Here is a 24,559-nt window from a genome sequence, read left to right as displayed (position 1 = left end):
CCGATCCAGGGTGCGGGCGGCCGGGGATGTCCCGGCGGCGCCGTTCAATCCTTCAGGAGGTCGGCCATGCCGTCCGCGGTGGCCGACAGGGTCGCATCGAGGTCTTGGGAGCCGCCCCAGTAACCGGTGAATTCCCGAGCCTGCAGTTCGTAGACCGACAGGGCGTTCGCCCCGGTCGCGCCGGTCATGACATAGCCGTAATCGGACGCATATTCACCGAGCGGAACGAGGTCGGGCCGCTCCTCCGCGACCGCCTCGATAGCGGTCCCCGTCAGGCCGGGTGCTCCGCCCGCGCGGGCATATTCGACTGCCGCTTCCTCGGTCGAGAGCCATTCGAGAAACGCTTTCGCGCCTTCGGGGTTTTGCGCGTTCGCGTTCAGTCCGAGACCGAGCCCGTGGATATGCGTGAACCGCCCCTCGGGCCCTGCGGGCGGCGCGACGGAGCGCGTAGCCTCCGCGGTCACCGGCGCGGCATCCGTATCGAGGAGCGCGCCCGCGGCACCGCTCCATTGCACCATCATAGCGACCTGTCCGGAGGTGAAGGCAGCATTGGCCTCGGGAAATTCGTAACTCAGGGAATCCGGCGGCGTTGCGCCCGCATCGTAGAGCAGCTTGTAGAGTTCGAGCCCCTCCCGATACGCGTCTGAATCTACGGTGATGTTTCCTTCGTCATCCATCCAGTCGCCGCCATAGGCGCGGGGCAGGGACTGGAACACCATGATGTTGAAGAGGAGGTTCTTCATCTGCAGCACGGTGCCATAGCGGACCGGGCTGTCGGGATTGACCGCCGCCGTGAAATAAAGCGCCGTGGCTGCGAAATCGCGCCAGGTCATCTCGTCCGGGGCCACCGGCTCCATCGCCTCCCCCAGGTACTCCTCCGAGATGGTGGCATAGGTCTCACGCGCCGTGTCGTCGGCGAGAAGTGCGTCGATCAGGTCCTGCCGGTAGAACAGGAAGTGCATCGAAAGGTCGGTCGGGACGCCGTATTGCGTATCCTCGAACCGCATCGTGGAGAGTACCGTCTCGCCGAAGACGTCCTCCGCCTGATCCGAGAGTTCGACCGGTTCCATGTAGGGGGCATAACGTCCGATCGAATAGGTCGCGAGGAGGTTCACGTCGAAGGCATCGGATCCCGCGGCGAGATCGGCCTGCAGTTTATCGAAGAAACCGTCACGGCCAAAGAAGAGCAGATCGACGCGATCCTCCTCCGCGACCTCCGGACGGGCATTGTAGATTTCCGCAACGACGCGCAGCGCCTCCTCCTCCGGGCCGCCAGGCCATCCGAGGACGGTGACCTCCGCGTTTACGCTTCCGGCGCAAAGGGCAGTGAGACCGGCAATCCCGATCATGGTCTGTCTGATGGTCATGATGTCGTCTCCGTCTGCAATGCATTTGTTCGTTCTGCTAGATCGGCAATTCCGACGACCCCCGCGAACGCTCCCAAGCGTGCCGCCACGAGCATCGGCCGCAGATCGCGGGCCAGATGGCGCTGTGCCTCTTCCACGGCCGCGAGGAATCCCGGTGCAAGGCCGATCCCGCCGCCGAGGACGATCCGGTCGGGATCGAGTGTCATCTGGATATCGGCCGTCAAACGGGCAATCCGGGCCACGGCCTGTCCGCGCAGCGCGACCGCCCAGTCCTCACCCATCTCCGCGGCGGCGAAGACGCCCTCGGCATCCGTCCGATGGCCGGTGCGATCCGCTTCCTCCGCCAGCCAGCGTCCCGCCGCGCGCGCCTCGAACGGTTGGCCGTCCGACCAGATCTGCCCGAAATGCCCGGCCAGGCCGCTACGGCCCGTCCGGAGCCGGCCATTCGCCACGATCCCGCCGCCGATCCCGGTAGAGATCGTGAGAAAGACCATGTCTCGCACCCGATCCGCCTCCGCATTGCCGAAATACTCCCCCCAGGCCGCGGCCTGCGCGTCGTTGGCGAGAGCGACCGGGTGGGGAAAACGGTCTTGGGCCATGTCACGAAGGGGCGTGTTCGGCGGGATGCCGAGCGTCCCGGCATTGAGCGCGCTCCAGGATCCGGATCTGTCCACACGTCCGGTGACCGCAATGCCAAGGGTTCGATATTGCCCCTGCCAGGGCTTGGCGAGATGCGCTGCGGTATCGAGCCAATCGGCAGGACCACCCGAGAAATCGGTCGGTCCGCGGGTCCAGTCCTGCACGTGGCCGTCTTTCACCAGCGCGACGAGGATCTTCGTGCCGCCTATGTCGATGGCGAGCGCAGTCATGCGGTGACCCGCGCCTCCGCCGCGATCGCGGTCGAAAACCATTCCGCGATGTGCTCCAGACGGGTCATGGCGGAGCCGACCACGACCGCGTCCGCGCCGGCGGCAATGGCGGCCCTGGCCTGTTCGGGCCTGTGATAGCGTCCTTCCGCGATCGTGAGCGCTCGATGTCGCGCAAGGCTCGACACAAGCCCCAGGTCCGGATCCGCCGGTACCGGTCCGCCGCTATATCCCGACAGGGTCGAACCCAGGATGTCGAATTCGAGCGCCGCAGCGCGATCCCCGTCGGCCGCGTCGGCGCAGTCGGCCATCGCGAGCGCACCGCCGGACCGGATCGCGGAAAGCAGCGCCTCGAGGCTTTCCGGTCGTGGGCGATCGGTCGCGTCGATTGCCACGATATCGGCACCGGACGTAATCAGGTCTGCAACATCCGCGCGGGTCGGCGTGATCCGGACGGGACTATCCGCAAGGTCGCGCTTGACGAGCCCGATGATGGGCGCCTCCACGACCGCGCGTACGGCGCGCAGGTTCGCGATCCCCTCGATCCTGAGCGCAATGGCACCGCCATCGAGGGCCGCGCGGGCCATCGCGGCGACGATGCGAGGCTCGTCCATCGGCCCGCCGGCCACGGGCTGGCACGAAGCGATGAGGCCACCCCTGAGACGATCGAGCATCTGGCTGTCCCTTCCTGTACGAATGGATGCAACCATGATGCCTACTGGTATTAAAGTGGTTTCGTACCAATACCTGTCAGAGTGTAAGCTCGGTCACGAAATCGTACCTTTCGCCGGAATACCGGGTCTCGGTGAACTCCACCGGCCGTCCGTCGCTCGCAAGGCATCGGCGCTCGACGATCAGGAGGGCATCGCCTGGGCTCGACGCGAGCAACTCTGCCTCCGATCGCGACATCACGCCCGCCCGGATGCGCTGCGTCCCGGTCACGGGACGAACGCCGAGCGCCTCGAGCGCGGCATAAAGGGATTCGCCTTCGAAGACCGGGTCGCGCAACAGCGCCTGCGGGACCGTTGCACATTCGAGCGCAATGGGCTCTCCGTCTGCGAGGCGAACGCGGCGAAGCCTAATGATCGGTTCGTCCGGGGCAATGCCCATCGACATGACCTCCGTCGGCGTAGGCAGCGCGACGTCGCGGGAGAGCCAGCGCAGACCGGGACGCATACCACGGCTCATTATATCCTCCGAAAACCCCGAGAGCCGAGACAGTGTCTTCTCGACGCGCCGGGCGACGGTCGTCCGCGCACCGTGCCGTCGCGCAAGATGCCGCGATCGTACCAGTTCCTCGATCGCCCGCCGCACGGTGACACGCGAGAGGCCGAGGCCGTCCGCAAGCGCCCGCTCGCTCGGAAGGCGCGCATCAGGGCGGAGGGAGCCCGATACGATCGCGTCGGACAAGGCATCACGAAGCGATTGCCAGCGCGGAAGATCGTCGGCCTGATGTGCCAGGTGGTCCGAGATCACGGCAAGATGGTCTGCATTCGGCGTATCGGTCATGAGACCAATCCTATGCGACGCAGCTTAGAAGGAAAGGCGGAGGATGGACGCGGTCTGGCGGAAACGAAGCTGTCAGGAGCCCCGCGGTATGCTCGTCGCCGCGGCAAAGCGGCATTCCTGGTGGGAGAGCGACCCGTCGGGCTCTTGGGACTGGCTGGCGAAAACATGCGATCATGACCACCGAACGAATGAACAAAATCTGCACTTTGAGCATTGCCCGCGAGCTTCGATTGGCCGGGCCGTAGAGGCCGATGAAATCGGTGACCACGAAGCGGCATTGGAGACCATTGTCCTGAACTTCAGCAAAATGCCGGGCCTGGCGTAGTCTTGATCGCCCGATAGCTTGGTGTCGGCCGGTGGCATTGGGCGTCGGAACCGGTTAAATGCTGCGCCTCGCGAAGACACGCGATGACGCCGTAGATCCGTACTGCGAAATACATTTCTCGGATCGGTCAGGCTGCTGAAAAGGCTGGTCCTGAAGTAGTTTTTGGAATCTGATTCACTCTTGGCGCGACGGCGACGGCAGTGACGATGCGAGCGGTTCGATGGTCAGCTATGTCGATCTTGAGGAGCGCGCCTCTGCGGAACATCCTCTGCGCCTGATCCTCCGGATCGTGAATGACGCGCTGGCAGGCCTCGATGCAGAGTTCGGTGCGCTTCGAGCGACAACTGATGGAGCAGCTGAACTGCAACCTGTTGGTCCGGTGGTTTGTCGGCCTCGGCATTGACGATCCGGCCTGTGGTGAAGGGCGTCAGCCCTAAACGAGCGAAGCTTCGGGCCGAAGGTCGACGGTGTTCACCAAGAACCGCGCCCGGCTGCTGACGACCAAGATGTCGCGCAAGGTGATGGCCGCGATTTTGGCGCACCCGGAGGTCAACTCGGTGCTATAGGGCGATGACACCCCGGGCGGGGCGTCATCGCTTGTTGGCGAGATCTCCGCAGACTCCGACCAGCCCGGCAGACCAAGACCCAACCGATGCCCGATACGCTCCGTCAGACCCGCAATGCCGAGATGAACTTCCAGGGCGAGAAGCGTCTGAATGCGACCCATGCCCCGGTCACGGACCGCGGTGCCTGCCTTTACAATAAGGCGCCGGGTGCGGGCGCGACGCTGTGCTTCATGGGGCATGCGCTGGCGGAAAACAGAAACGGGCTGGTCGTGCAGGCGGAACTAACCCACGCCAACGGCCATGGCGAGCGCAAGGCAGCGCTCGAGATGATCGACCGGCACTCTCCGGGCTCGACCCGGCGCCTGACGCTCGGGGCGGACAAGGGGCATGACAGCACCGACTTCATAGCCGAGTTCAGACGCATGGTCGTGACGCCTCACGTCGCGCGAAAGGCCCGGCATTCCGCCATCGACGAACGAACCAGGCACCATCACGGCTATGCATTGTCCCAGCGGAGGCGGAAGAAGATCGAGGAACCTTTTGGCTGGGCCAAAACCGTCGGCGGCATGGCGCAGACCGTTCACCGCAGCGTCGACAAGATCCGCGCGCAGTTCACGATGACCATGGCGGCCTGTAACCTTGCGAGGTTGCCGGAACTACTGGCGGTCTGACGCAGAACGTCTTCGGACCCGAGGACCGCAGTCGCAGGAAACCTGCCTCCAAACGTGATGGGAGGAAAAGCATCCCTCTAACCTCAATTCCTCAGCAGCGTGCTTATGATTTCGCCGACCACTACGCGACAAAATCGTTCGCCAATGGCACTTGGACCATTGGCGTTCTAGCGGCTTATTTCCAACTCTTCCTTCAGCCGGCAGTCCTCATGCTACAGATCGGATAGCTCGGCCCCCTCCGCCGAGCCGGCAGCCTCCTGCCCGAGCCGCCGAGTCTTCAACTGCGTCGGCGTCACGTCCAATTCCTCGACCACGCCCGCCTGCGTCGCGTCCGGCGCCGAAAGCCGTACCACAGCCTGCTCCGTAAACTCCAACGTAGAGGGCCGCTTGGTTCCCTTGCCCATCCTTCGCTTCCCGTCCCGGGGGTGCTGTACCACCAAATCCGGATTAAAAGTTGCCGGTTCAAGGCTCCGTCATTCTATGAGGTATCGGGCAACGATCGGCCGGTAGCCTGCGCCGAGGGCGCAAGCAGTCGTGCCCAGTGTGCCTGCGACGATCTGCGGGCGGTGGATTCCCCTTGTATCGCGGATTGCAACGAGGGCTTCGACCCGCGAGATCAGTTTCTGGCGTACCTCGGGTGGGAAGCTTCCGTCTATGACGACGCTCGGAATATCCAGGACGGCAACGAGGGTCATGCTGGCCGAGGCGATCTGGTGAGCCGTCTCTTCTATCCAGCCCGCTTCCAGTTCCTCGAAGCCCGTCCAGTTTTCTTGGTTCAGGAGCGTCGCACCCTTCCCGGGACTACGCGCTTCCAGACGACGTTCGAGGCTATAGATCGATGCGAATTCCACCATCTGCGTCATGACGCCTCCCGCGCCAGCGACAGGAAGCGACGCCAAGGCTCCGGCATTTCCGCGCGTTCCGAGATAGAGCCGGCCGTCGATGACGATGCCTCCCCCGAGAAAGGCGCCGACGTAGATGTAGCCGAAATCCGGCAGGTCCCGCGCCGCCCCGAAGAGGTGCTCGCCGTGGCACGCCAGAGAGCCGTCATTGCCGACATACGCAGGCAGGCCGATGGCCTCGGTGAACGCGTCCTCGGCCGGAAAGTCGCGCCATGCCCGCATTTCCGCCCGGGGCGCGCCCAGAAGATCCAGCCAGTTCCAGAGATCGAAGGGCATTCCGACCCCGATCCCGGCGATCCGGTTTCGCAGGCCTTCAGGTAGACCCTCCCTGAACTCCACCAATCCCGTCCGAGCCAGATCGAGGCATGCGTCTGGCGTGGGATAGGCATACGTGACCGTGCGCTGATCGAGCACCCGGCCTTCGAAATCGATGAGAACCAGGTCGGATCGCCGCCTCCCGATCCTCAATCCGACAGACAGCGCCCCATTCGGATCGAGGCTGATCGGTCTCGACGGCTTGCCGATCTTCTTCCCCCGTACGGGCGCCCCCCGCAGGACCAGGCCCTCCGTCTCGAGCTTGCGGGTTATGACCGAGGCCGATTGTACCGACAGGTCCATCCGACGCGCGATTTCCGCCGCCGATGTTGGCCCTCCCTGTCGAAGGAGGTTCAGGATCGCCCGTTCGTTCGCACTCCGCTCCTGCACGGCAGCGACGACGCCTTGCAACACATCATCCATGTCACCCCCTCCCCCGTCCATGTTGCCACCGGTAATTTTTAAAGCAAGTTTAGAAAGTCCTTGACGATCGTTTTTCCGGCGGTCCATTCTGCTTCCAGCGGCTGGAGGAGTCGGCCGTTTTCAGCAATTCGACGGGCCCGCCCTGTCGAAGCCGAAAGCGAGAAATTCGGGAGGAGACATCATGAAAAACACGACGGCAATCTTGGCCGTGGCGCTTGCCGTGTCCGGTGGCGCGGCGATCGCGCAGGATCAGACCACAGCCTGCCTCATCACCAAGACGGACACCAACCCGTTCTTCGTGAAGATGCGCGAGGGCGCACAGGAGAAGGCGGACGAACTGGGCATCGAGCTCATGAATTTCGCTGGGCAATACGATGGCGATCACGAGACCCAGGCCCAGGCCATCGAGACGTGCATCGCCGCCGGTGCCAGCGGAATTCTTCTGCTCGCGTCCGACACCTCATCGATCGTGTCGTCGGTCGAACAGGCACAGCAAGCCGGTGCCATCGTGATCGCGCTGGATACGCCGCTGAGCCCCGCGGATGCGGCCGATGCCACGTTCGCCACGGACAACTTCCGCGCCGGCGAGCTGATCGGCCAGTGGGCCGCGGCCAAGCTCGACGACGAGGCCGAGAACGCCCGCATCGCGTTCCTCGACCTCAATGTCAGCCAGCCGACCGTGGGCGTGCTGCGAGACCAGGGCTTCATGCAGGGCTTCGGGATCGATATCGGCGACCCCAATCGCTACGGCGACGAGGATGATCCCCGTATCGTCGGCCACGACGTGACCCAAGGCAACGAGGAGGGTGGGCGCCGCGCCATGGAGAACCTGTTGGCGCAGGACCCGAATATCAATGTCGTCTACACGATCAACGAGCCTGCCGCCGCTGGCGCCTATGAGGCGCTCGACTCGCTCGGCCGGGCCGACGACACCCTGATCGTCTCCGTCGATGGCGGTTGTCCCGGCGTCCAGAACATCCGCGACGGCGTGATCGGGGCAACGGCCCAGCAATACCCGTTGGACATGGCCGCTCTCGGGATCGAGGCGATCCATCAATATGCGCAGGACGGAACGCTGCCGCAGCCGACCGAGGGCAAGGACTTCTTCGATACCGGGGTCGAACTGGTGACGGACGAGCCGGTCGATGGGGTCGAGTCGATAACGGTGGACGAGGGAATGGAGCGGTGCTGGGGCTAACCCTGGAATCCGACCGAGTTTGAGAATGCCGGGGCGGCTACGCCCCGGCGGAAACGCCTGTCAGGGGAGGGACGGCGCATGAGCCATGATGATTCCTACGAGGATGTCGTCAAGACGCGACGAGAGGAGAGTTTCGCGGCCTTCGAAAGCGGGGGAAAGGGCCTGCTTCACAAGGTCCACGACCTCTTGCACGGCAATCCCGCGCTCGTGCCGCTGATCGTGCTTCTGGTCTCGATCGTCGTGTTCGGTCTGCTGCTTGGGTCACGCTTCTTCTCTCCCTTCGCCCTGACCCTGATCCTGCAGCAGGTCCAGATCGTCGGCATCGTCGCCGCGGCCCAGTCGCTGATCATTTTGACGGCCGGGATCGACCTGTCGGTCGGTGCGATCACCGTCATTTCCTCCGTGGTGATGGGCCAATTCGCCTTTCGCTATGGAATTCCGCCGTCCATATCCGTGATCTGCGGTCTGGCTTTCGGAACGCTCTGCGGTGCGCTGAACGGTCTTCTCGTCAGCAAGATGAAACTGCCGCCCTTCATCGTCACGCTGGGGACGTGGCAGATCATCCTCGCGTCGAATTACCTCTACTCGCGCAACGAGACGATCCGGTCCCAGGAAATCGAGGCCAGCGCCCCAATCCTGCAGTTCATGGGCACGCGTTTCGAGATTTTCGGCGCGGTCTTCACCATCGGTGTCGTATTCATGATCCTGCTGATGCTGTGCCTTGCCTGGGCGCTCAAGAACACCGCCTGGGGCCGGCACGTCTATGCGATCGGCGACGATGCCGACGCCGCGGCGCTGTCGGGCGTCAACGTTCACCGAACGCTGATGTCCGTCTACATGCTGGGCGGGCTGATCTGCGGGTTCGCCGGCTGGGCGCTGATCGGACGGCTAGGGTCGGTCTCTCCGACCTCGGCCTACGAGGCCAACATCGAATCCATTACCGCGGTGGTCATCGGCGGCATCTCCCTTTTCGGCGGACGCGGTTCGATCCTTGGGGCACTCTTCGGGGCGCTGATCGTCGGAGTGTTCTCTCTGGGGCTGCGGCTCCTGGGAGCGGACGCGCAATGGACTTACTTCTTCATCGGCGTCCTGATCATCGTCGCCGTCGCAGTTGACCAATGGATCAGAAAGGTGTCGGCATGACCGAGCCAGTTCTCTCCGCAAAAAACCTGACCAAACGCTATGGCAAGGTAACGGCTCTGGATCATTGCGATTTCGAGCTCTATCCGGGCGAGATTCTCGCCGTGATCGGCGACAACGGTGCAGGAAAATCGACTCTGATCAAGGCGTTGTCGGGGGCTGTCACGGCCGATGAGGGCGAAATCTACATCGAGGGCAGACAGGTCCAGTTCACTTCGCCCAATGACGGGCGCGTGGCCGGGATCGAGACCGTTTACCAGACGCTGGCCATGTCGCCCGCGCTGTCGATCACCGACAACATGTTCATGGGCCGGGAGATCCGGAAGAAGGGGTTCATGGGCAAGTACCTGCGCCAACTCGACCGCGCCGCGATGGAGGACTTTGCCCGACAGAAGCTGTCGGACCTGGGGCTGATGACCATCCAGAACATCTCGCAGCCCGTCGAAACCTTGTCAGGTGGGCAAAGGCAGGGCGTCGCGGTGGCGCGTGCGGCGGCCTTCGGATCGAAGGTCATCATTCTCGACGAGCCGACGGCGGCCCTCGGCGTCAAGGAGAGCCGGCGTGTGCTAGAACTCATCCAGGACGTCAAGAAGAGGGGCATTCCGATCATCCTGATCAGTCACAACATGCCCCATGTCTTCGAGCTGGCCGACCGGATCCACGTTCACCGTCTTGGCCGGCGCCTCTGCGTGATCGATCCGAAGAAGTACAGCATGTCGGATGCCGTGGCCTTCATGACGGGTGCGAAGGAGCCCGACGAGCCACGGGCCGCCTGACCCTAAGGTAATGCCGCGACGAGGGACTCTAGGTATCTGGCAAGGCGGCCTCGAGGTACTTAGCGGACCGCGCGGGAAGTTGGGCTAATAAGGATCGGCGGCGTTTTCCTCGTCGCCGGACCCAAGGCTTCAGGCAGCAGCAAGGTGGTCGCACAGACTTCCGCGCGGAAGCTCAGGCTTGCGTCGTAAGCACCTTCTCACGTCAACTTTCCACCGTCGGACCGTCCTACGGCGCAGCGAAAGTGCAGCATTACGGCACGAGCAACGATCGTCACCGATTGGCGGTGGCCGAACTAAACGTCATGCTTAGGCTGCATCTCCGTTGGTTATTGGCCAACCGGCTTAGACCAATCGGCTGAACGCACGATCCCCCCGGCCACGGTAACTGCTCGACATCGACATGCCAGAACTGACATGCTAGCCGTAACAGGGGCGTCATTGACGGAGGAGATGTACGGACCCATGCCAGAACTCGACCCGGACAGATTGTTCCCGCCCGACGCCCGCACGCGAGAGATCGCGCGCGAGCTGTTCGCCACGATCGCGAACCGCCCGATCCTGAGCCCGCACGGTCATTGCGACCCGGCGTGGTTCTCCGAGAATGCGGCGTTTTCCGATCCCGCCCACCTCTTCGTGGTGCCGGATCACTACATCTTCAGGATGCTGGTCTCGCAGGGTGTGGCGCTTGCCGATCTGGGCGTTCCGCGTGCGGATGGCGCCCCGGTGGAGCAGGATCCCCGGACGATCTGGCGTCGCTTCGCGGAGCATTATCACCTGTTTCGGGGGACCCCCACGCGGCTCTGGATCGACCATGCCCTGGCCGAGGTCTTCGGCGTCGCGGCGCCGCTCGGCGCGGACACGGCTGACGAGATCTACGATCAGGTCGCGGCGCGGCTTTCCGAGCCCGAGTATCGCCCCCGCGCGCTCTTCGACCGCTTCGGCATCGAGTTCCTGGCAACCACCGACAGCGCGCTCGACGATCTCTCCCACCATGACCGGATCCGCGAGGCGGGCCTCGGCGGGCGGGTCGTTCCGACCTATCGTCCCGACGCCGCGGTCGATCCCGAACACGGCGCGTTCGGCGAGAACGTCGCGCAGTTGGGCGAGATCACCGATTGCGATACCGGCTCGTGGGACGGCTATCTCGAGGCACATCGCAGGCGCCGCGCGTATTTTCGCGAACGCGGCGCCACCGCGACAGATCACGGTCATCCCACGGCCCGTACCGAGAATCTCGACCCCGACGTGGCCGAACGGCTCTTTCGGACCTGTCTCGCGAACGATGCGAGCGCCGAGGAGGCCGATGCGTTCCGGGGCCAGATGCTGACCGAGATGGCCCGGATGAGCGTCGAGGACGGCATGACCATGCAGATGCATGTCGGCTCTCACCGCAACCATTCCGACGAGATCCGGCGTCTTCACGGGCGGGACATGGGGTTCGACATCCCTGTACGGACAGAATTCGTCCATGCACTCCGCCCGATGCTCGACGCGGTCGGGCTGGAGCCGGGGCTGAAGATGATCGTCTTCACCCTCGACGAGACCACGTTCTCGCGAGAACTCGCGCCCCTGGCCGGCGTCTATCCGTCGCTCATCCTGGGCCCGCCGTGGTGGTTCTTCGACAGTCCGGAGGGGATCATGCGTTTCCGCCAGATGACCGGGGAGACGGCCGGGATCTACAACACCGCCGGCTTCAACGACGACACGCGGGCGTTCTGCTCGATCCCGGCGCGTCACGACGTCTCCAGGCGGGTCGATTGCGCCTGGCTCGCGAGTCTCGTCGCAGATGGCCGCATTCGCATGGACGAGGCGTACGAGATGGCGGGAGAGCTGACGACCGACCTCGTGAAGAAGGCCTACGGGATATGAGCGAACAACTGAAACGGACCCGTCCTGCTCCGGCGCCCGGCATCGTGCATTTCGGGCTCGGCGCTTTCTGGCGCGCCTTTGGAGCGCTCTTCGTCGAGGAGGCCGTACGCGAGGGCGGCGGCGATTGGGGCATCGTGGGGGTCAGTCTCAAATCGCCTAGCACCCGCGACGCGCTCCGACCGCAGGACTGGACCTACACCACCGTGGAACTCGGCCCCGAAGGCGAGACGCCGCGCCACGTGCAGATCCTGTCCGACGTGATCGTGGCACCGGAGGCGCCGGAGGCGCTCTTCGCGGCGCTGGAAACCGCGCAGTTGGTGACGCTGACGGTGACCGAGAAGGGCTATTGCCACGTCCCCGCGACGGGACGGTTGAACCGCGACCATCCCGACATCGCGCAGGATCTGGCGGAGCCGGACCGACCGGCCTCCGCGCCGGGCTTCATCACCCGTGCGCTCGATGTGCGGCGCAAGGCGGGACGCCCGCCCTTCACCGTAATGAGTTGCGACAACATCCCGTCGAACGGCGAGTTGCTGCGCGGCGTGGTGCTTGATCTCGCGGCGGAGATCGACGCGGACCTGCGCGACTGGATCGCCGCCGAGGTATCCTTCCCCTCGACGATGGTCGACCGCATCGTTCCGGCCCTGGCCGAGGGCGATGTCGACGACGTCGCGGTGCTGACCGGGTACCGGGACGCGGCGCCGGTGAAGCACGAGCCCTTCCGGCAATGGGTCGTGGAAGACAGTTTCTGCGCTCCGCGGCCGGATTTCGGCGCCGTGGGGGCGGAGATGGTCGCGGATGTCGCGCCCTACGAACACATGAAGCTGCGGTGCCTGAACGGCGCGCATTCTTCGCTCGCCTATCTGGGTTATCTCGCGGGGGCCGAGACGATGGCCGATGCGGTCGCGCGTCCGGCGCTTGCTGGCTATGTCCGGCATCTTTGGGCGCAGGAAATCACGCCCGTCCTGACGGCGCCGCCCGGGGTCGACCTGTCGCAATACACGGATACGCTCCTCGAGCGTTTCGCCAATCCCGCGATCCGTCACCGGACCTGGCAGATCGCCATGGACGGCTCGCAGAAACTGCCGCAGCGGATCCTGGACACGGTGCGCGAATGCCTCGATGCGGGCCGCGCCCCGGACGGCCTCCTTCTCGCGATCGCTGCCTGGATGCAGTTCACCTCCGGCACCGGTCTCGACGGTGAAGCGATCGAGGTGAAGGATCCGCTGGCCGATCGTCTGCGCGCATGCTGGGAAGGATCGCCCTCCGAGGAGGACGTTGTGCGGCGCTATCTCGCCCTGGAGGAAATTTTTGAGCCCGCCTTCGCGGCCCGCCCGGAGGTGGTGGAGGGTCTGACGCTGGCGCTTGGCCGGCTGCGCTCCCAGGGGGCCGAGGCCGCCGCCGAGGCGGCCACCGGCTGATCGCGCCGCCTCAGGCGGACTGGCCCAGACGCTCGTGGCTCAGCGCGGCGATCACGCCGCGCAGTTCCGCAAGGCCGCGCAATCGCCCGATCGCGGGATAGCCGGGCTGCGCGTTCCTGCCATGATCGTCGAGGATGTTCTGCCCGTGATCGGGGCGGAACGGGATCTGGTGATCGGCGCGGCCGGCTGCGCGGCGGCGCGTCTCCTCTCGCAGCGCCGCGGCCACGAGCGCGACCATGTCGGTGCCCCCGCCCAGATGCTCGGCCTCGTAGAACGAGCACGGCAGTGTATCGGCATCTCGCGTCACGTTGCGCAGATGCAGGAAATGCACGCGGTCGCCCAACCGGTCCATCATGCCCGGCAAGTCGTTGTCGGCCCTCGCTCCGAGCGAGCCCGAGCAGAGCGTGATGCCGTTGGCGGGAACGTCCACGGCTTCGACCATCGCGCGATAATCGGCTTCGGTCGAGACGACGCGGGGCAGACCCAGAAGCGGGAAAGGCGGATCGTCGGGATGACAGCAGAGCCGCATACCCAGTTCTTCGGCAACCGGAGCGACTTCGGCGAGGAAATCCACGAGATGCCCGCGGAGCATCTCTTCGGAAATCGCGGAATACGCTTCGAGATGGGCCTTCACGTCCTTCATCGTGAAGGTTTCCGCGGCACCGGGCAGGCCGAAGACAACATTGCGGGCGAGCGCCGCCTTGCGGTCGTCATCGATCTCGGCCGCGCGGACGGCGGCTGCCTCGGCGACGTCTTCCGGAAAGCTCTCGGCGGCTCCCGGTCGGGCCAGGATATGGATGTCGAAGGCCGCGAAGTCGATCAGGTCGAACCGCATGCAGGTCGCGCCGCTCGGCCGCGGCCAGGCGAGATCGGTCCGCGTCCAGTCGAGCACGGGCATGAAATTGTAGCACACCGTCTCGATCCCGGCGGCGGCGAGGTTGCGCAAGCTCTCCTGCCACGCCGTGATATGGCTGCGCCATTCGCCGCTCTGCCGCTTGATGTCTTCCGAGACCGGGATGCTCTCGACCACCTCCCAGGCGAGGCCTGTTTCGCGCCCGTCGGGGTGCCGGGCGATCTCGGCCTGGCGTTGAGCGATCTCTTCCCCGCTCCAGGCGGTGCCAGTGGGTATGTGGTGCAATGCGGAGACGACGCCTTCGACTCCAGCCTGGGTCATGTCCGCGGGGCTTACCTGATCCTTCGGCCCGAACCAACGCCACGTCTGCCGCATCGCCTATCTCCCTCTGATGCCCTTTGCCGGATTATGGGCGACCGCGACGGCGAGCGGAAGAGGAATTGTATTGACTAGCATGTTAGCTGGCATAGAGTGGAACGGGGAGGACGGGCACGATGATGGATCCGAACGTGGCATCGCGCGGAACGCCGAAGGCGGACCGGATCGACCCGCGTCAGGCGGTCGGCCCTCAGCTTTGCAACCTCATGCGCGTGCAGATCATCCGGGGCGAGCTTGCGCCGGGCTCGCGCATCCTCCGCACCGAGATCGCCACCCGCTTCGGCGTGAGCAGGCAACCGGTGAGCGACGCCTGCGCGCGCCTCGCGGAAGAGGGATTGATCGACATTCTGCCCCAGCGCGGCACTTTCGTCAGCCGCATCGAGCTCAATGCCGTCATGTCTGGCCGTTTCGTGCGGGAGGCCGTCGAGGTCGAGGTCGTGCGTAACCTGACGACCGAACGCAGCGACGCCATGCTGGAGGAATGCGCGCGGCTTCTTCAGGAGCAGCGCCGCCAGATCGACAATCCCGATCCGATGCCCTTCATGGCCCTAGACGAGGCGTTCCATTTTCACCTGGCGCAATCGGCGGGCCAGGCCGCGGCCTGGCAAATCCTACAGCCGCTGAAGACACAGATGGACCGGCTGCGCCATCTTTCCGCGCGGGAACTTCCGCGCCGCCTCCTGATCGAGCAGCACGGCGCGATCGTCGATGCGATCCGTCGGCAGGACAGCACCGCAGCCGATGCGGCCATGCGTACCCATCTCAGGCAAATGCTCGACGATCTGCCGGAGCTGATCGATAGCCATTCCGGCTATTTCGTCAATTTGCGAGCAGCGGTTTGATTCCCGCGGCCGCCTCTTTCGCCACCGGCTTCGTGCCGGCATGGCTCCGCGTGGTTACGGATCCGCATCACGGCGGGTTGGCGGAGTGGGTGGATGCCGAGGGCCGTCCGGACTCGGACGCCTTACGGACGACCCTGACGCAGGCGCGGTGCGCCTTCGCGCTTGCCCATCTCCATCTGGCAACGGGCGATCCACGCCTGCTGGACGCCGCCGTGGGGGCCTGGCGCTTTCTGGACGCGCATCTGCGCCATCCGGAGGGCGGATATCGCATGTCCGTCGCGGCGGACGGTGAAATGCGGCGTGCCTACGACCATAGTTTCGTCCTTCTCGCCCTTGTGACGCTCACGAAGGCGGCGCCGGACCTCATACCTGCGGGCCGGATCGAGAGCCTCTGGTCCTTCGTCGAGACGCTGACCGATCCCGAGACTGGCGCCTTGTGGGAAGACGACAAAATGGCCCGTAACGGCGCCGGTTCCGGCGCGCGCCGCGGTCAGAACCCGCAGATGCACATGCTCGAGGCAGTGCTGCAGGCCTTCGAGATCACCCGCGATGCGGTCTGGATGGAACGCGCCACGCGCTACGTCGCGGTAGCGCGCGACTATCTGATCGATCGGGAGACAGGCGCGGTGCGGGAATGGGTCGGTCCGGACCTGCATCCCCTGCCGGGACCTGACGGAACCCTCCGCGAGCCGGGACACCAGTATGAATGGGCCTGGCTGCTCCATCGGTACGCCGATCTCGGTGGCAACGAAGAGGTGCGCGAGCTCGGCGACCGAATGATCGGCTTTGTCGAACGTCATGGGTTGGGTCGTTCGGGCCCGCTGAAAGGCGCACCCTTCGATGCGCTCGATGCCGATGGCACCGTTCGGGAGCCGTCCCACCTGCTCTGGCCCGCGACCGAGGCCGGAAAATACTATGCCTGGCGCCACCTCGCGCAGGGCGAGGCGCAGGCGGCAGAGATGGCGCTGGCGCTCGAGCGGACCGTTTTCGACCGCTTCTTCCAGGCAGGCTCCGCGCCGTGCTGGTCCAATCAGCTCGATGGGCAAGGGCGGCCATTACAACCCGTCGCGCTCAGCCGGCTCATCTATCATGTCGCGCTCTTCGTGACAGAAGGCGCGCGTGCCGGTCTCTGGCCGTTGGCCAAGACCGATACACCAAGTACAATCATCCGTAGGGAGGAATTTTCACGATGACCAGACTGTCTTCAACGGCCCTGACCGGGGCACTGCTTCTGGCTGCGGGGTCCGTATCCGCGCAGGATTACACGCTCGGCCTGTCGACGTCGCAGCCGACGTCGGACCCGCTGACGCAGGCCATGCTCGCGGCAGAGGAACGGATCGAGGAGCGTACGGATGGCGCCGTGGACGTGACCGTCTATCCCAGCTCGCAGCTCGGCGAGGACAACGACGTTCTCGAACAGATCCGCAACGGCGCACCGCTCGCCGTTCTTGTCGATGCCGGACGCCTCGCGCCCTTCCAGGCCGAACTCGGGATCCTGTCGGCACCTTACCTCGTGAACGACTACACCGAATATGCGGAGATCACCTCCTCGCCCGTCTACGAGGAATGGGTGGAGGAGCTGGCCGAGAGTTCGAGCCTTCGCCTCCTCAACTACAACTGGTTCCAGGGTACGCGGCAATCCTTCACCCAGCAAATGATCGAGACGCCCGACGATCTTCAGGGTATCCGGATGCGGACCATCGACGCACCGATCTGGGTCGCGACGGTCAATGCCATGGGCGCGACGGCGGTCCCCTTGCCCTGGGCCGACGTCTATTCCGCCCTCCAGCTCGGCTCGATCGACGCGGCCGAGGCGCAGCTGACCGGTGCCGAAGGGATCAATCTCCAAGAAGTCACGACCAACGTGGCCTTCACCAACCACATCCAGCTCTTCACGGGTCTCGTGACGTCGGAGCAATGGTGGGAGGGCCTGCCCGAGGACATCCGCACGATCATCGACGAGGAACTCGACGCTGCCGGCGAGGAAGCCACGGAGAACACGGTCGCGGCGCTCGAGGCGGTGCAGGGCCGCATGGAGGAGGCCGGTGTGGAATTCAACGAGGTCGATATTGCCCCGTTCCGCGAGGCGACACTCGGTGTCTATGACGAGGTCGGGCTGACCGAGGCGCGCGACGCGCTGCAGCCCTATCTCCCCAGCGCTTCGGAATAGGAAGGATGTGCCGCGATGTCTGAGCAAAGCGGAGATCACGGCATACGCCAGGATCCGGACCGGTCCGAGGACCGGTCCACCTCCGACGGGTCCGGGTGGCGCCGGTCCGTCACCCTTTTCTGGTCGGTCTACGACCGCATCGTGACAATTTTGACCATCTTGTTCCTGTCCGTCACGGTCCTAACCGTCCTCGTCGCGGCGATCGGTCGTTCGATGGGAACACCGGTCCGGTCGGCACCGCAGCTCGCGCTTCTGTTCCTGATCTGGGCGATCGTCTTGGGCGCAGACATCTGTCTCAGGAAGGGCGAGCACATCCGTGTCTCCGTGATCGCGGACGCGCTACCCTCGGTCGGACGCAAGATCTTGACCGCGCTGCACCTCGTTCTCATCGTTCCGTTCCTGCTCTTCCTGGCCTGGGACGGGTTCGACCTGGCAACAGGCAACTGGCAGCGACAGCTCGGCGCGACCGGGCTGAGCTACGGAATGATCACCCTCGCGTTGCCGGTGGGCGCGCTTCTCTTTCTCGTCTCGATCTCGCGACGCATCGCGAGATTCGGCCTCGATGCGACCCTCGAGCCGGAAGACCATCATCACGAGTCCCCATTATGACCTCCGCCCTGATCCTTTGTGCCGCGCTCATGCTGATCTTCCTCGGCATGCCGGTCGCCTTCGCGATCGGGATCAGCGGGACGGCCTTTTTTCTGCTGCCCACGACGGTGTTGCCCGACAGCACCGCGGTCCAGCGCATCGTCGCGGCCAGCCAGTCCTTTCCGCTCCTCGCGGTGCCGCTCTTCATCCTGCTCGGAAACCTGATGAACCGGGCCGGCATCACGCCCCGGCTCATCGATCTTGCGATGACGCTCGCGGGCTGGATGCGCGGTGGACTGGCGCAATCGACGCTGATCCTCTCGGCGCTCATGGGCGGCATCTCGGGTTCGGCCGTCGCCGATGCGGCAATGCAGGCGCGCGTTCTCGGCAAGCCGATGACCGATGAGGGGTACGATCCGGGCTTCACCGGCGCCCTTCTCTCCGTGGGCGGACTGATCACCGCGACGCTGCCGCCCTCGCTCGGCCTGATCCTCTACGGGTATCTGGGCGAGGTCTCGATCGGCCGGCTTTTCATCGCGGGGATCGTGCCGGGGGTTCTTCTAACCATTGCCCTGATGGCGACCACCTGGGGTATCTCCGTCCAGCGCGACTACAAACCCTCCCGGACGGACTTCCCGTCGCTTTCGGAAGTCGGCCGCGGCCTCTACCGCAGCTTCTGGGCCGTGATCTTTCCGATCTGGCTTCTGGTGGGGATCCGCTTCGGCTTCTTCACCCCGTCCGAAGCCGGGGCCTTCGCCGTGCTCTATGCCCTGATCGTGGGCGGGCTCATCTACCGGGAGCTCACGTTCCGCAGTCTCTACGACGCGCTGCTGGAGAGTGCGCGCGATATCGGGATGATCATGCTCATCATCCTGTTTTCGGGAGTATTCGGCTTCGTCATCACCTTCGAGCGCGTGCCGCAGACCATCACGGAATTCTCGCTCAGCGCGGTCGAGAGCCCCACCGTGCTCCTGTTCGCGATCTCCGGTTTCCTGCTCGGGCTCGGGATGCTGATCGAGGCGACGGTGCTCGTCATGCTGCTGACGCCGATCCTCGTGCCGGTCATCACCGCTGCCGGTATCGATCCGGTGCATTTCGGGCTCATCATGATGACCCTTGTCACGTTCGGCGGCATGACCCCGCCGGTCGGCGTGTCAATGTTCACGGTCTGCGGCATCCTCAACGCTTCGTATGTCGGCTACTCGCTCCGCCTGATCCCCTTCGCCTGCGCCGTCATGCTCGTCGTCGGCGCGATGATCCTGTTCCCGAACCTGGTGCTCTTCCTGCCTGCCCTCGTCATGTAAGGTGCAGCGCCGATCGCGCGAGTTCGAGGGCGCCCCAGGACAGTGTCATGGGCAAAGCCTGAGAGCTCGCGCGCGTCGCCATGATCCCTCCCGTGATCTGGTCCGGCGAACCGCCTCAGGTGGCCTATGCAGAAAATTTCCGTTCGGTTCCACGATACGCCGTTTTTGCGCGCCCTTGACCATTCTGATCATTCTTCACTGCGCAAACGATGCCCGGCCATTGGGATGATCGGGGGGATTTTGCGGGACGTATCCTGTCGTGCGCCGGTGCGGCCGCCCGGTCCCACGCAACGATCACGGCGGAGTGTCGCCGGTCGGGCGGGGCGGTCAAAGAGGTCGATCGCGAAGCTGGGTACGGGACGGTGTCGACAGGAGCGGCAGTAGTAATGCGGAGAACCGCCTCCTGAAACCAAGGAAGGCCGATCTGCCGGCCTATTCCTAAGTTTCGAACGAGGACGGCACGCCCTCCTGATAGCGTTATCGTCATCCACGAACAGGCGGCGAGGGCAGTCAGTTGACCCGAGATCGGCCGGTGTTTACCCCTCAGGGTCGGGGGCCCTGAACGGCGCTCCGCGATGGGAAAGGGCACATGGGGCTTATCGGAATATTCCTGTCGTTGGGCCTGCTGATGTTTCTGGCATATCGCGGGATCAACGTCCTTATCCTGGCGCCGGTCATGGCGCTGTTGGCCACATTGTTCGCCGGAGGGTTGCCGATACTTGCAACCTACACGCAGGTCTTCATGCCTGCGCTTGGCAATTATCTTCTGCAGTTCTTTCCGCTGTTCCTCCTCGGCGCGATCTTCGGAAAGCTGATGGCGGATTCGGGTTCGGCAAGGGTGATCGCCGAGTGGTTCACCGAGAAGATGGGGGCGTCGCAGTCCATCGCTGCGGTCGTGGCCGCGTGCGGCGTGCTGACGTATGGCGGCGTGTCCCTGTTCGTTGTGGCCTTCGCGGTCTATCCCATCGCGAACGCGCTGTTCATGAAATCCGATACGCCGAAGCGGTTGCTGCCCGCGGCCCTCGCGCTTGGGTCGTTCACCTTCACCATGACCGCCTTTCCCGGTACGCCCGCGATCCAGAACGCGATTCCGATGCCCTATTTCGGAACGACGCCCTTCGCCGCCCCCATCTACGGAACGCTGGCTGGCCTCGGAATGCTGGTCGGCGGGACATTGTGGCTGAACCGGCGCCGGGCCGCGGCCAATGCCAACGGAGAAGGATACGGAGAGCACCCGCCGACGGACGCCGATGCGAACGAGCTCGATGCCGCCGCGCCGTCCTTCCTGATCGCGATGCTGCCCGTGGTGACGGTCATTCTGCTGAACGCGGTCTTCACCTATTTGGTCATCCCCGCGATGGACACGGGCTATCTCTCCGAGGAGCGATACGGCGGGGCGAGCATCGACGACGTCAGAGGTATCTGGGCCATCATCGCATCGCTTGTGATCTCGATACTGCTCTGCACCGCACTGAACTGGAAGCGGTTCGCGGACCTGCTCGAGAGCTACAACAAGGGCACGATGGGCTCGCTTTTACCGGTCTTCAACACCGCCTCCGAGGTCGGCTACGGCGCGGTCATCGCCTCGCTTCCGGCGTTCGCGGTGGTGCGCGACGCGGTTCTGGGATTGTCGTCGAACCCCCTGATCTCGTCCGCTGTCGCCACCAACGTTTTGGCAGGCATCACCGGATCCGCGTCGGGCGGCATGTCCATTGCGCTCGAGACCTTGGGCGACCGCTTCATGGAGCAGGCGCAGTCGGCCGGGATCGACCCGGAAATCATGCACCGGGTCGTGGCGCTGTCCTCGGGCGGGTTCGACGCGCTGCCCCACAACGGCGCGGTCATAACGTTGCTTGCCATCACCGGGCTGACCCATAGGCAGAGCTACGGCGATATCTTCGTGGTCGCGGTTCTCATCCCGTTCTCGCTTACCGTGGCAGTGGTCCTGACCGCATCCGTTCTGATGGTCTGACGGGTCGCCGTCGATCCGTGGAGGAGAAGCGGCACTCGTCGCGATGGGTGTTCAAGGGTGCTCTCTGCCGTTGCCTCGCCGCGATCTTCTGACTTCGAACCCCGTCGAGACCCGGCCTCAAACAATCGATCCATTTTTACGACATATTTGTTATTTCTGTGTCTTTTGGGGGGGTCCTGTCCGGACGAGAATATTTGCAGTTTGGAGAGAGCGATGAACTGGTTCGCCGACCTTCTTGATGATGTCATCGCGTCCGGCGGAGAGCTGGATCCCGAAAAGGTTGCGGAACTGCGACGCGCGCGCGAACGCATCGCCGAAGGCGGGTCGCTGATGACGCGTCACGATGGCACCGAGCGGCTCCTCTACCGGATCGACGAAGCCATGGCGATCGACCAGGTTGCATCCGTGTTCGGTGAGATTCCAGAGCTATTCGGCTTCTCCGACGCCTCCCTCGTGGTGCTGAACGAAGGACGCACGTGTCTTGCCCGTCGCGTGATCTCCACGCTCCCGGCGGCGTGGTGGCAGGATTATCACCAGATGCGTCTGTGCGAAGACGACCCCCTGATGAAGACAATCGTGTCACGGGAACACGAGCTTTTCCTCGATGAACTCGTCCCGCCGCCGCCGGCTCCGCGGCGCTACATGGAAGCCGCGGAGGCGCATGGAATCGGCTGCAACGGGGTGATCTTCAAGATCGCCTACCCGAGCGGACTCGTGGCGGCAGTCGTCCTCAACACGACCCGGACACCCGATTACGCGAGACGCCAGTATCGCGCCTACCGTGACGACCTTCGCCTCGTCGCCCAGGCGACCTGCGACGCGCTCGTCCACTTCTCCCAGGTCGGCGCTAAGGAGGTCGATCCGCTCACGGCCGAGGAGATCGGCTTCCTGCGCCTCGTCGCGCTCAGCGAGGACCCCGTGAAAGCTCTCGCGGTGGATTGTCGTCAAACATCTCAACTGATCCAAAGCCGCATCATCCAGAAACTCGGCGTCCGATCGATCTTTCAGGCCATCCTTGTGGCGGCGCGCTACGGCTTGCTGGACGCGGCAATGTTCCATCCCGACGAAGTCATTCCCACGCGTCCCCTCATCACCGGGTGGGACATGATCGGCGAATACGACGCGAACGGACAGATCGCGCGCCTGTCCGCCTGAACCAGGTGCGGCTGCGTCGAACCAGCCGTTGGCTGAGTACCGGATCGAACGGAACCCGCAAACACGGGGCTCCTCGCTATTTGTCCGTCGCGATCTCGCGGATCGATGACGCGAGCCGACCCGTGACATCCTGCACTGGCACACGATTCAGGCAACGGCCCTGATCTCGGATTATCCTGGGTACGGTCCGCGACCACGCGGGAGCAGGCCAGACCGTTCGGATGCATGCCGCATTCCACGGACCGAGCGACGGAGGGCTGACGTGAAGCGCATTGCGATACTCTGCGACGGGACCTGGAACCGCTTCGACTCCCGCACGCCGACCAATGTCGTGCGGCTGGCGCAGCTCCTCTCTCCGACCGACCCCGAGGGCGTGACGCAGGTTCCGGTCTATCTCAACGGCGTCGGCGCCGGCGTGGGTGCCACCGGGGCATCGCGCCTCGCGGACCGCGTCCTCGGCGGGGCGCTCGGCTGGGGGCTCTTGGAGAACGTCGTGGAGGCGTACCGGCAGCTCGTCTTCCTCTACGAGCCGGGGGACGAGATCTTCATCTTTGGCTTCTCGCGCGGAGCCTATACGGCAAGGTCGCTGACCGGCTTCATTCGCAGCACGGGCATCATCGGCCGCGACGACCTGACCCTCATTCCGCGCGCCGTACGACGCTACCGATCGAAAGGGGGCGAAAACCTCGCGCCCGGAAGCGACGAAAGCCACGAGTTCCGGGCGCAGACGATGCGGTCCTGCGTGGCGACGAGCCGGGGCGAACTGGACTGGCGCAGGCGCAACGATGCCCCCGACGTTCCGCTCCTCCGGGTCGCCTATCTCGGCGTGTGGGATTCCGTCGGCGCCCTCGGAGTCCCGCGTGATGTTCCGTTGCTGGGAAACTGGACCGCCCGGAAGTACGAGTTCCACGACGCCCGGTTGTCCGGGATGGTCAAGTCGGCACGCCATGCCGTGGCGCTCGACGAGACGCGACGGGCCTTCGAGCCAACCTGCTGGACGAACATCGCCGACCTCAACACCGCCGCGGGCGCCTCGGGGACATGCCCCTACCAAGAGCTATACTTTGCCGGGGACCATGGCTCTATCGGGGGCGGCGGGAACATCACGGCTCTTTCGAGCATCGCGCTCGGGTGGATCGTCGAGGGCGCGCAGGCGGCGGGACTGGCCTTCGATGCGTCCCGCCTCGAAGCCCTCGTCCGAGAAGGGGATCCCTTCGGTCCATTGAGGTGCAGTTCGATCCCGCCGTCCGGGATCGCCGATTGGATCACGCGGATCAGGCCGAGGCCCAGAACGGGCCCGACTTCGTGCGATGCTGTCCATTCCAGCGTCCTCGAGCGGTTCTACGGTCGGCCGGGCATCGAAGCGGCAGAACTGTACCGACCGCGAAGCCTGAGAGCCATCGAGGAGAAGCTAGCCAGCCTCTACGCGAATGCTGGCTCGGTAACGTTGAATGAAGGGCAGGGGATCTGAATCACCGCTGGACCGATGTTCCTACTTGTTGCAACCGGCTCTTGAGACGGGGCTCTGAAATCTCACGCAACGCATCTACGTCTCGACGCGGCCTTGGCGGTGGTACCTGCTCCATTGTCGCAAGAGCGCACAGTCGAGTTAGTCGGTTGCGCGCAGTGCGACGTTTCGCGGCGAACGTCTAGGTGCCAATGATGGTGTAGATGGGGCCTTGTTGCGCAAATCTCCTGACGGAGGGACTTCCCCTTTCTTCGTTTGAGGTCAGCCGACGGGCTGCGTGACGGGGATGCCGAGGGCGGTGAAGCGGTTGAGGATGGCGATGCGAACTTGGAGTTCGGCGGTCTGGCGGTCGAAGTCGCGGGACATGAGCTTCTGACCGAGGAGCTTCATGCAGTTCATCTTGGTCTCGACGCGGCTTCGACGGTGGTAGCCGGACCACCTTCTCCAGAGCGTCCGACCGAAGCGTTTGATGGCGCGCAGG

At 64.5% G+C, this 24,559-nt stretch carries 21 protein-coding genes and 2 pseudogenes; 15 read left to right on the top strand and 8 right to left on the bottom strand.

Translation table 11 applies throughout. The features are described 5' to 3' along the window. Nucleotides 1-44: 44 nt before the first annotated feature. From LX81_RS19125 to LX81_RS19110, 4 genes are all read right to left on the bottom strand, one after another. Nucleotides 45-1,367 (bottom strand): extracellular solute-binding protein, encoded by a 1,323-nt coding sequence (locus tag LX81_RS19125; RefSeq protein ID WP_111538896.1) that lies wholly within the window; start codon nucleotides 1,365-1,367, stop codon nucleotides 45-47. Next, complete coding sequence (locus tag LX81_RS19120; protein WP_111538907.1) at nucleotides 1,364-2,236, bottom strand: ROK family protein; 873 nt, start codon at nucleotides 2,234-2,236, stop codon at nucleotides 1,364-1,366. The genes LX81_RS19125 and LX81_RS19120 overlap by 4 nt, the downstream gene beginning before the upstream one ends. Beyond that, nucleotides 2,233-2,907, bottom strand: a complete 675-nt coding sequence (locus tag LX81_RS19115; protein ID WP_211322829.1) for a putative N-acetylmannosamine-6-phosphate 2-epimerase — start codon at nucleotides 2,905-2,907, stop codon at nucleotides 2,233-2,235. The genes LX81_RS19120 and LX81_RS19115 overlap by 4 nt, the downstream gene beginning before the upstream one ends. A gap of 76 nt (nucleotides 2,908-2,983) precedes the next feature. Continuing rightward, nucleotides 2,984-3,742 carry a GntR family transcriptional regulator gene (locus LX81_RS19110; protein WP_111538894.1) on the bottom strand — a complete coding sequence of 253 codons (759 nt, stop codon included), beginning with the start codon at nucleotides 3,740-3,742 and terminating at the stop codon, nucleotides 2,984-2,986. An 88-nt stretch (nucleotides 3,743-3,830) separates the two neighbouring features. On the opposite strand from LX81_RS19110, the gene LX81_RS19105 reads away from it, so the two are divergent. Both LX81_RS19105 and LX81_RS19100 read left to right on the top strand, forming a co-directional pair. Then, nucleotides 3,831-4,067 carry a hypothetical protein gene (locus LX81_RS19105; protein WP_146259484.1) on the top strand — a complete coding sequence of 79 codons (237 nt, stop codon included), beginning with the start codon at nucleotides 3,831-3,833 and terminating at the stop codon, nucleotides 4,065-4,067. Nucleotides 4,068-4,287: 220 nt separating this feature from the next. Continuing rightward, nucleotides 4,288-5,304, top strand: a pseudogene (locus tag LX81_RS19100) (transposase). Nucleotides 5,305-5,516: 212 nt separating this feature from the next. Here the strand turns inward: LX81_RS19100 and LX81_RS22355 are convergent. Continuing rightward, nucleotides 5,517-5,657 (bottom strand): hypothetical protein, encoded by a 141-nt coding sequence (locus LX81_RS22355; RefSeq protein ID WP_170134037.1) that lies wholly within the window; start codon nucleotides 5,655-5,657, stop codon nucleotides 5,517-5,519. Between the two features lie 120 nt (nucleotides 5,658-5,777). Further along, nucleotides 5,778-6,944, bottom strand: coding sequence for an ROK family transcriptional regulator (locus tag LX81_RS19090; RefSeq protein ID WP_170134036.1), 1,167 nt, complete (start codon nucleotides 6,942-6,944; stop codon nucleotides 5,778-5,780). A 181-nt stretch (nucleotides 6,945-7,125) separates the two neighbouring features. On the opposite strand from LX81_RS19090, the gene LX81_RS19085 reads away from it, so the two are divergent. From LX81_RS19085 to LX81_RS19065, 5 genes are all read left to right on the top strand, one after another. Beyond that, nucleotides 7,126-8,142, top strand: coding sequence for a substrate-binding domain-containing protein (locus LX81_RS19085; protein WP_111538890.1), 1,017 nt, complete (start codon nucleotides 7,126-7,128; stop codon nucleotides 8,140-8,142). A 78-nt stretch (nucleotides 8,143-8,220) separates the two neighbouring features. Continuing rightward, complete coding sequence (locus LX81_RS19080) at nucleotides 8,221-9,285, top strand: ABC transporter permease (RefSeq protein ID WP_111538889.1); 1,065 nt, start codon at nucleotides 8,221-8,223, stop codon at nucleotides 9,283-9,285. Next, complete coding sequence (locus LX81_RS19075) at nucleotides 9,282-10,058, top strand: ATP-binding cassette domain-containing protein (RefSeq protein ID WP_111538888.1); 777 nt, start codon at nucleotides 9,282-9,284, stop codon at nucleotides 10,056-10,058. The genes LX81_RS19080 and LX81_RS19075 overlap by 4 nt, the downstream gene beginning before the upstream one ends. Nucleotides 10,059-10,520: 462 nt before the next feature. Continuing rightward, nucleotides 10,521-11,927, top strand: coding sequence for a glucuronate isomerase (uxaC, locus tag LX81_RS19070; protein ID WP_111538887.1), 1,407 nt, complete (start codon nucleotides 10,521-10,523; stop codon nucleotides 11,925-11,927). Continuing rightward, nucleotides 11,924-13,348, top strand: coding sequence for a mannitol dehydrogenase family protein (locus LX81_RS19065; RefSeq protein ID WP_111538886.1), 1,425 nt, complete (start codon nucleotides 11,924-11,926; stop codon nucleotides 13,346-13,348). Before uxaC ends, LX81_RS19065 begins: the two co-directional genes overlap by 4 nt. A 10-nt stretch (nucleotides 13,349-13,358) precedes the next feature. On the opposite strand, the gene uxuA is transcribed toward LX81_RS19065, so the two are convergent. After that, complete coding sequence (gene uxuA / locus LX81_RS19060; RefSeq protein WP_111538885.1) at nucleotides 13,359-14,576, bottom strand: mannonate dehydratase; 1,218 nt, start codon at nucleotides 14,574-14,576, stop codon at nucleotides 13,359-13,361. A 119-nt stretch (nucleotides 14,577-14,695) separates the two neighbouring features. On the opposite strand from uxuA, the gene LX81_RS19055 reads away from it, so the two are divergent. The 8 genes from LX81_RS19055 to LX81_RS19020 all read left to right on the top strand — a co-directional run bounded on the left by LX81_RS19055 (nucleotide 14,696) and on the right by LX81_RS19020 (nucleotide 24,081). Next, a complete protein-coding gene (locus LX81_RS19055) occupies nucleotides 14,696-15,421 on the top strand; it encodes a GntR family transcriptional regulator (protein WP_111538884.1) in 726 nt (241 codons plus the stop codon). Continuing rightward, a complete protein-coding gene (locus LX81_RS19050) occupies nucleotides 15,418-16,614 on the top strand; it encodes an AGE family epimerase/isomerase (protein WP_111538883.1) in 1,197 nt (398 codons plus the stop codon). The genes LX81_RS19055 and LX81_RS19050 overlap by 4 nt, the downstream gene beginning before the upstream one ends. Next, nucleotides 16,611-17,591, top strand: a complete 981-nt coding sequence (locus tag LX81_RS19045) for a C4-dicarboxylate TRAP transporter substrate-binding protein (protein WP_111538882.1) — start codon at nucleotides 16,611-16,613, stop codon at nucleotides 17,589-17,591. Before LX81_RS19050 ends, LX81_RS19045 begins: the two co-directional genes overlap by 4 nt. Nucleotides 17,592-17,606: 15 nt before the next feature. Beyond that, nucleotides 17,607-18,200, top strand: coding sequence for a TRAP transporter small permease (locus LX81_RS19040; RefSeq protein WP_111538881.1), 594 nt, complete (start codon nucleotides 17,607-17,609; stop codon nucleotides 18,198-18,200). Then, entirely contained in the window at nucleotides 18,197-19,483 is a 1,287-nt protein-coding gene (locus LX81_RS19035; protein WP_111538880.1) for a TRAP transporter large permease, read from the top strand. Before LX81_RS19040 ends, LX81_RS19035 begins: the two co-directional genes overlap by 4 nt. Before the next feature lie 589 nt (nucleotides 19,484-20,072). Beyond that, the gene (locus LX81_RS19030; RefSeq protein WP_111538879.1) at nucleotides 20,073-21,455 is read left to right on the top strand and encodes a GntP family permease; all 1,383 of its coding nucleotides are present in this window, start codon (nucleotides 20,073-20,075) and stop codon (nucleotides 21,453-21,455) included. Between the two features lie 57 nt (nucleotides 21,456-21,512). Beyond that, nucleotides 21,513-22,610 (top strand): autoinducer binding domain-containing protein, encoded by a 1,098-nt coding sequence (locus LX81_RS19025; RefSeq protein ID WP_146259483.1) that lies wholly within the window; start codon nucleotides 21,513-21,515, stop codon nucleotides 22,608-22,610. A gap of 262 nt (nucleotides 22,611-22,872) precedes the next feature. After that, a complete protein-coding gene (locus tag LX81_RS19020) occupies nucleotides 22,873-24,081 on the top strand; it encodes a phospholipase effector Tle1 domain-containing protein (protein ID WP_170134035.1) in 1,209 nt (402 codons plus the stop codon). A gap of 258 nt (nucleotides 24,082-24,339) precedes the next feature. Here LX81_RS19020 and LX81_RS19015 read toward each other — a convergent pair. Then, a pseudogene (locus LX81_RS19015) lies at nucleotides 24,340-24,559 on the bottom strand (IS5/IS1182 family transposase); the annotation flags it as partial.

This window comes from Palleronia aestuarii (assembly GCF_003253995.1).
Taxonomy (GTDB): Bacteria; Pseudomonadota; Alphaproteobacteria; order Rhodobacterales; family Rhodobacteraceae; genus Palleronia; species Palleronia aestuarii.
Note: the sequence above shows the minus strand (reverse complement) of the source record. Positions and strands in the feature narration are given on the sequence as shown.

Bases quoted from the DNA above. Each gene is read 5' to 3' on its own strand.
- LX81_RS19090 (WP_170134036.1), bottom strand. From the start codon at position 6,944: ATGGATGATGTGTTGCAAGGCGTCGTCGCTGCCGTGCAGGAGCGGAGT.
- LX81_RS19075 (WP_111538888.1), top strand. From the start codon at position 9,282: ATGACCGAGCCAGTTCTCTCCGCAAAAAACCTGACCAAACGCTATGGC.
- LX81_RS19065 (WP_111538886.1), top strand. From the start codon at position 11,924: ATGAGCGAACAACTGAAACGGACCCGTCCTGCTCCGGCGCCCGGCATC.
- LX81_RS19105 (WP_146259484.1), top strand. From the start codon at position 3,831: ATGCTCGTCGCCGCGGCAAAGCGGCATTCCTGGTGGGAGAGCGACCCG.
- uxaC (WP_111538887.1), top strand. From the start codon at position 10,521: ATGCCAGAACTCGACCCGGACAGATTGTTCCCGCCCGACGCCCGCACG.
- LX81_RS19120 (WP_111538907.1), bottom strand. From the start codon at position 2,236: ATGACTGCGCTCGCCATCGACATAGGCGGCACGAAGATCCTCGTCGCG.
- LX81_RS19115 (WP_211322829.1), bottom strand. From the start codon at position 2,907: ATGCTCGATCGTCTCAGGGGTGGCCTCATCGCTTCGTGCCAGCCCGTG.
- LX81_RS19045 (WP_111538882.1), top strand. From the start codon at position 16,611: ATGACCAGACTGTCTTCAACGGCCCTGACCGGGGCACTGCTTCTGGCT.
- LX81_RS19035 (WP_111538880.1), top strand. From the start codon at position 18,197: ATGACCTCCGCCCTGATCCTTTGTGCCGCGCTCATGCTGATCTTCCTC.
- LX81_RS19080 (WP_111538889.1), top strand. From the start codon at position 8,221: ATGAGCCATGATGATTCCTACGAGGATGTCGTCAAGACGCGACGAGAG.
- LX81_RS19030 (WP_111538879.1), top strand. From the start codon at position 20,073: ATGGGGCTTATCGGAATATTCCTGTCGTTGGGCCTGCTGATGTTTCTG.
- LX81_RS19110 (WP_111538894.1), bottom strand. From the start codon at position 3,742: ATGACCGATACGCCGAATGCAGACCATCTTGCCGTGATCTCGGACCAC.
- LX81_RS19055 (WP_111538884.1), top strand. From the start codon at position 14,696: ATGATGGATCCGAACGTGGCATCGCGCGGAACGCCGAAGGCGGACCGG.
- LX81_RS19085 (WP_111538890.1), top strand. From the start codon at position 7,126: ATGAAAAACACGACGGCAATCTTGGCCGTGGCGCTTGCCGTGTCCGGT.
- LX81_RS19125 (WP_111538896.1), bottom strand. From the start codon at position 1,367: ATGACCATCAGACAGACCATGATCGGGATTGCCGGTCTCACTGCCCTT.
- LX81_RS19040 (WP_111538881.1), top strand. From the start codon at position 17,607: ATGTCTGAGCAAAGCGGAGATCACGGCATACGCCAGGATCCGGACCGG.
- uxuA (WP_111538885.1), bottom strand. From the start codon at position 14,576: ATGCGGCAGACGTGGCGTTGGTTCGGGCCGAAGGATCAGGTAAGCCCC.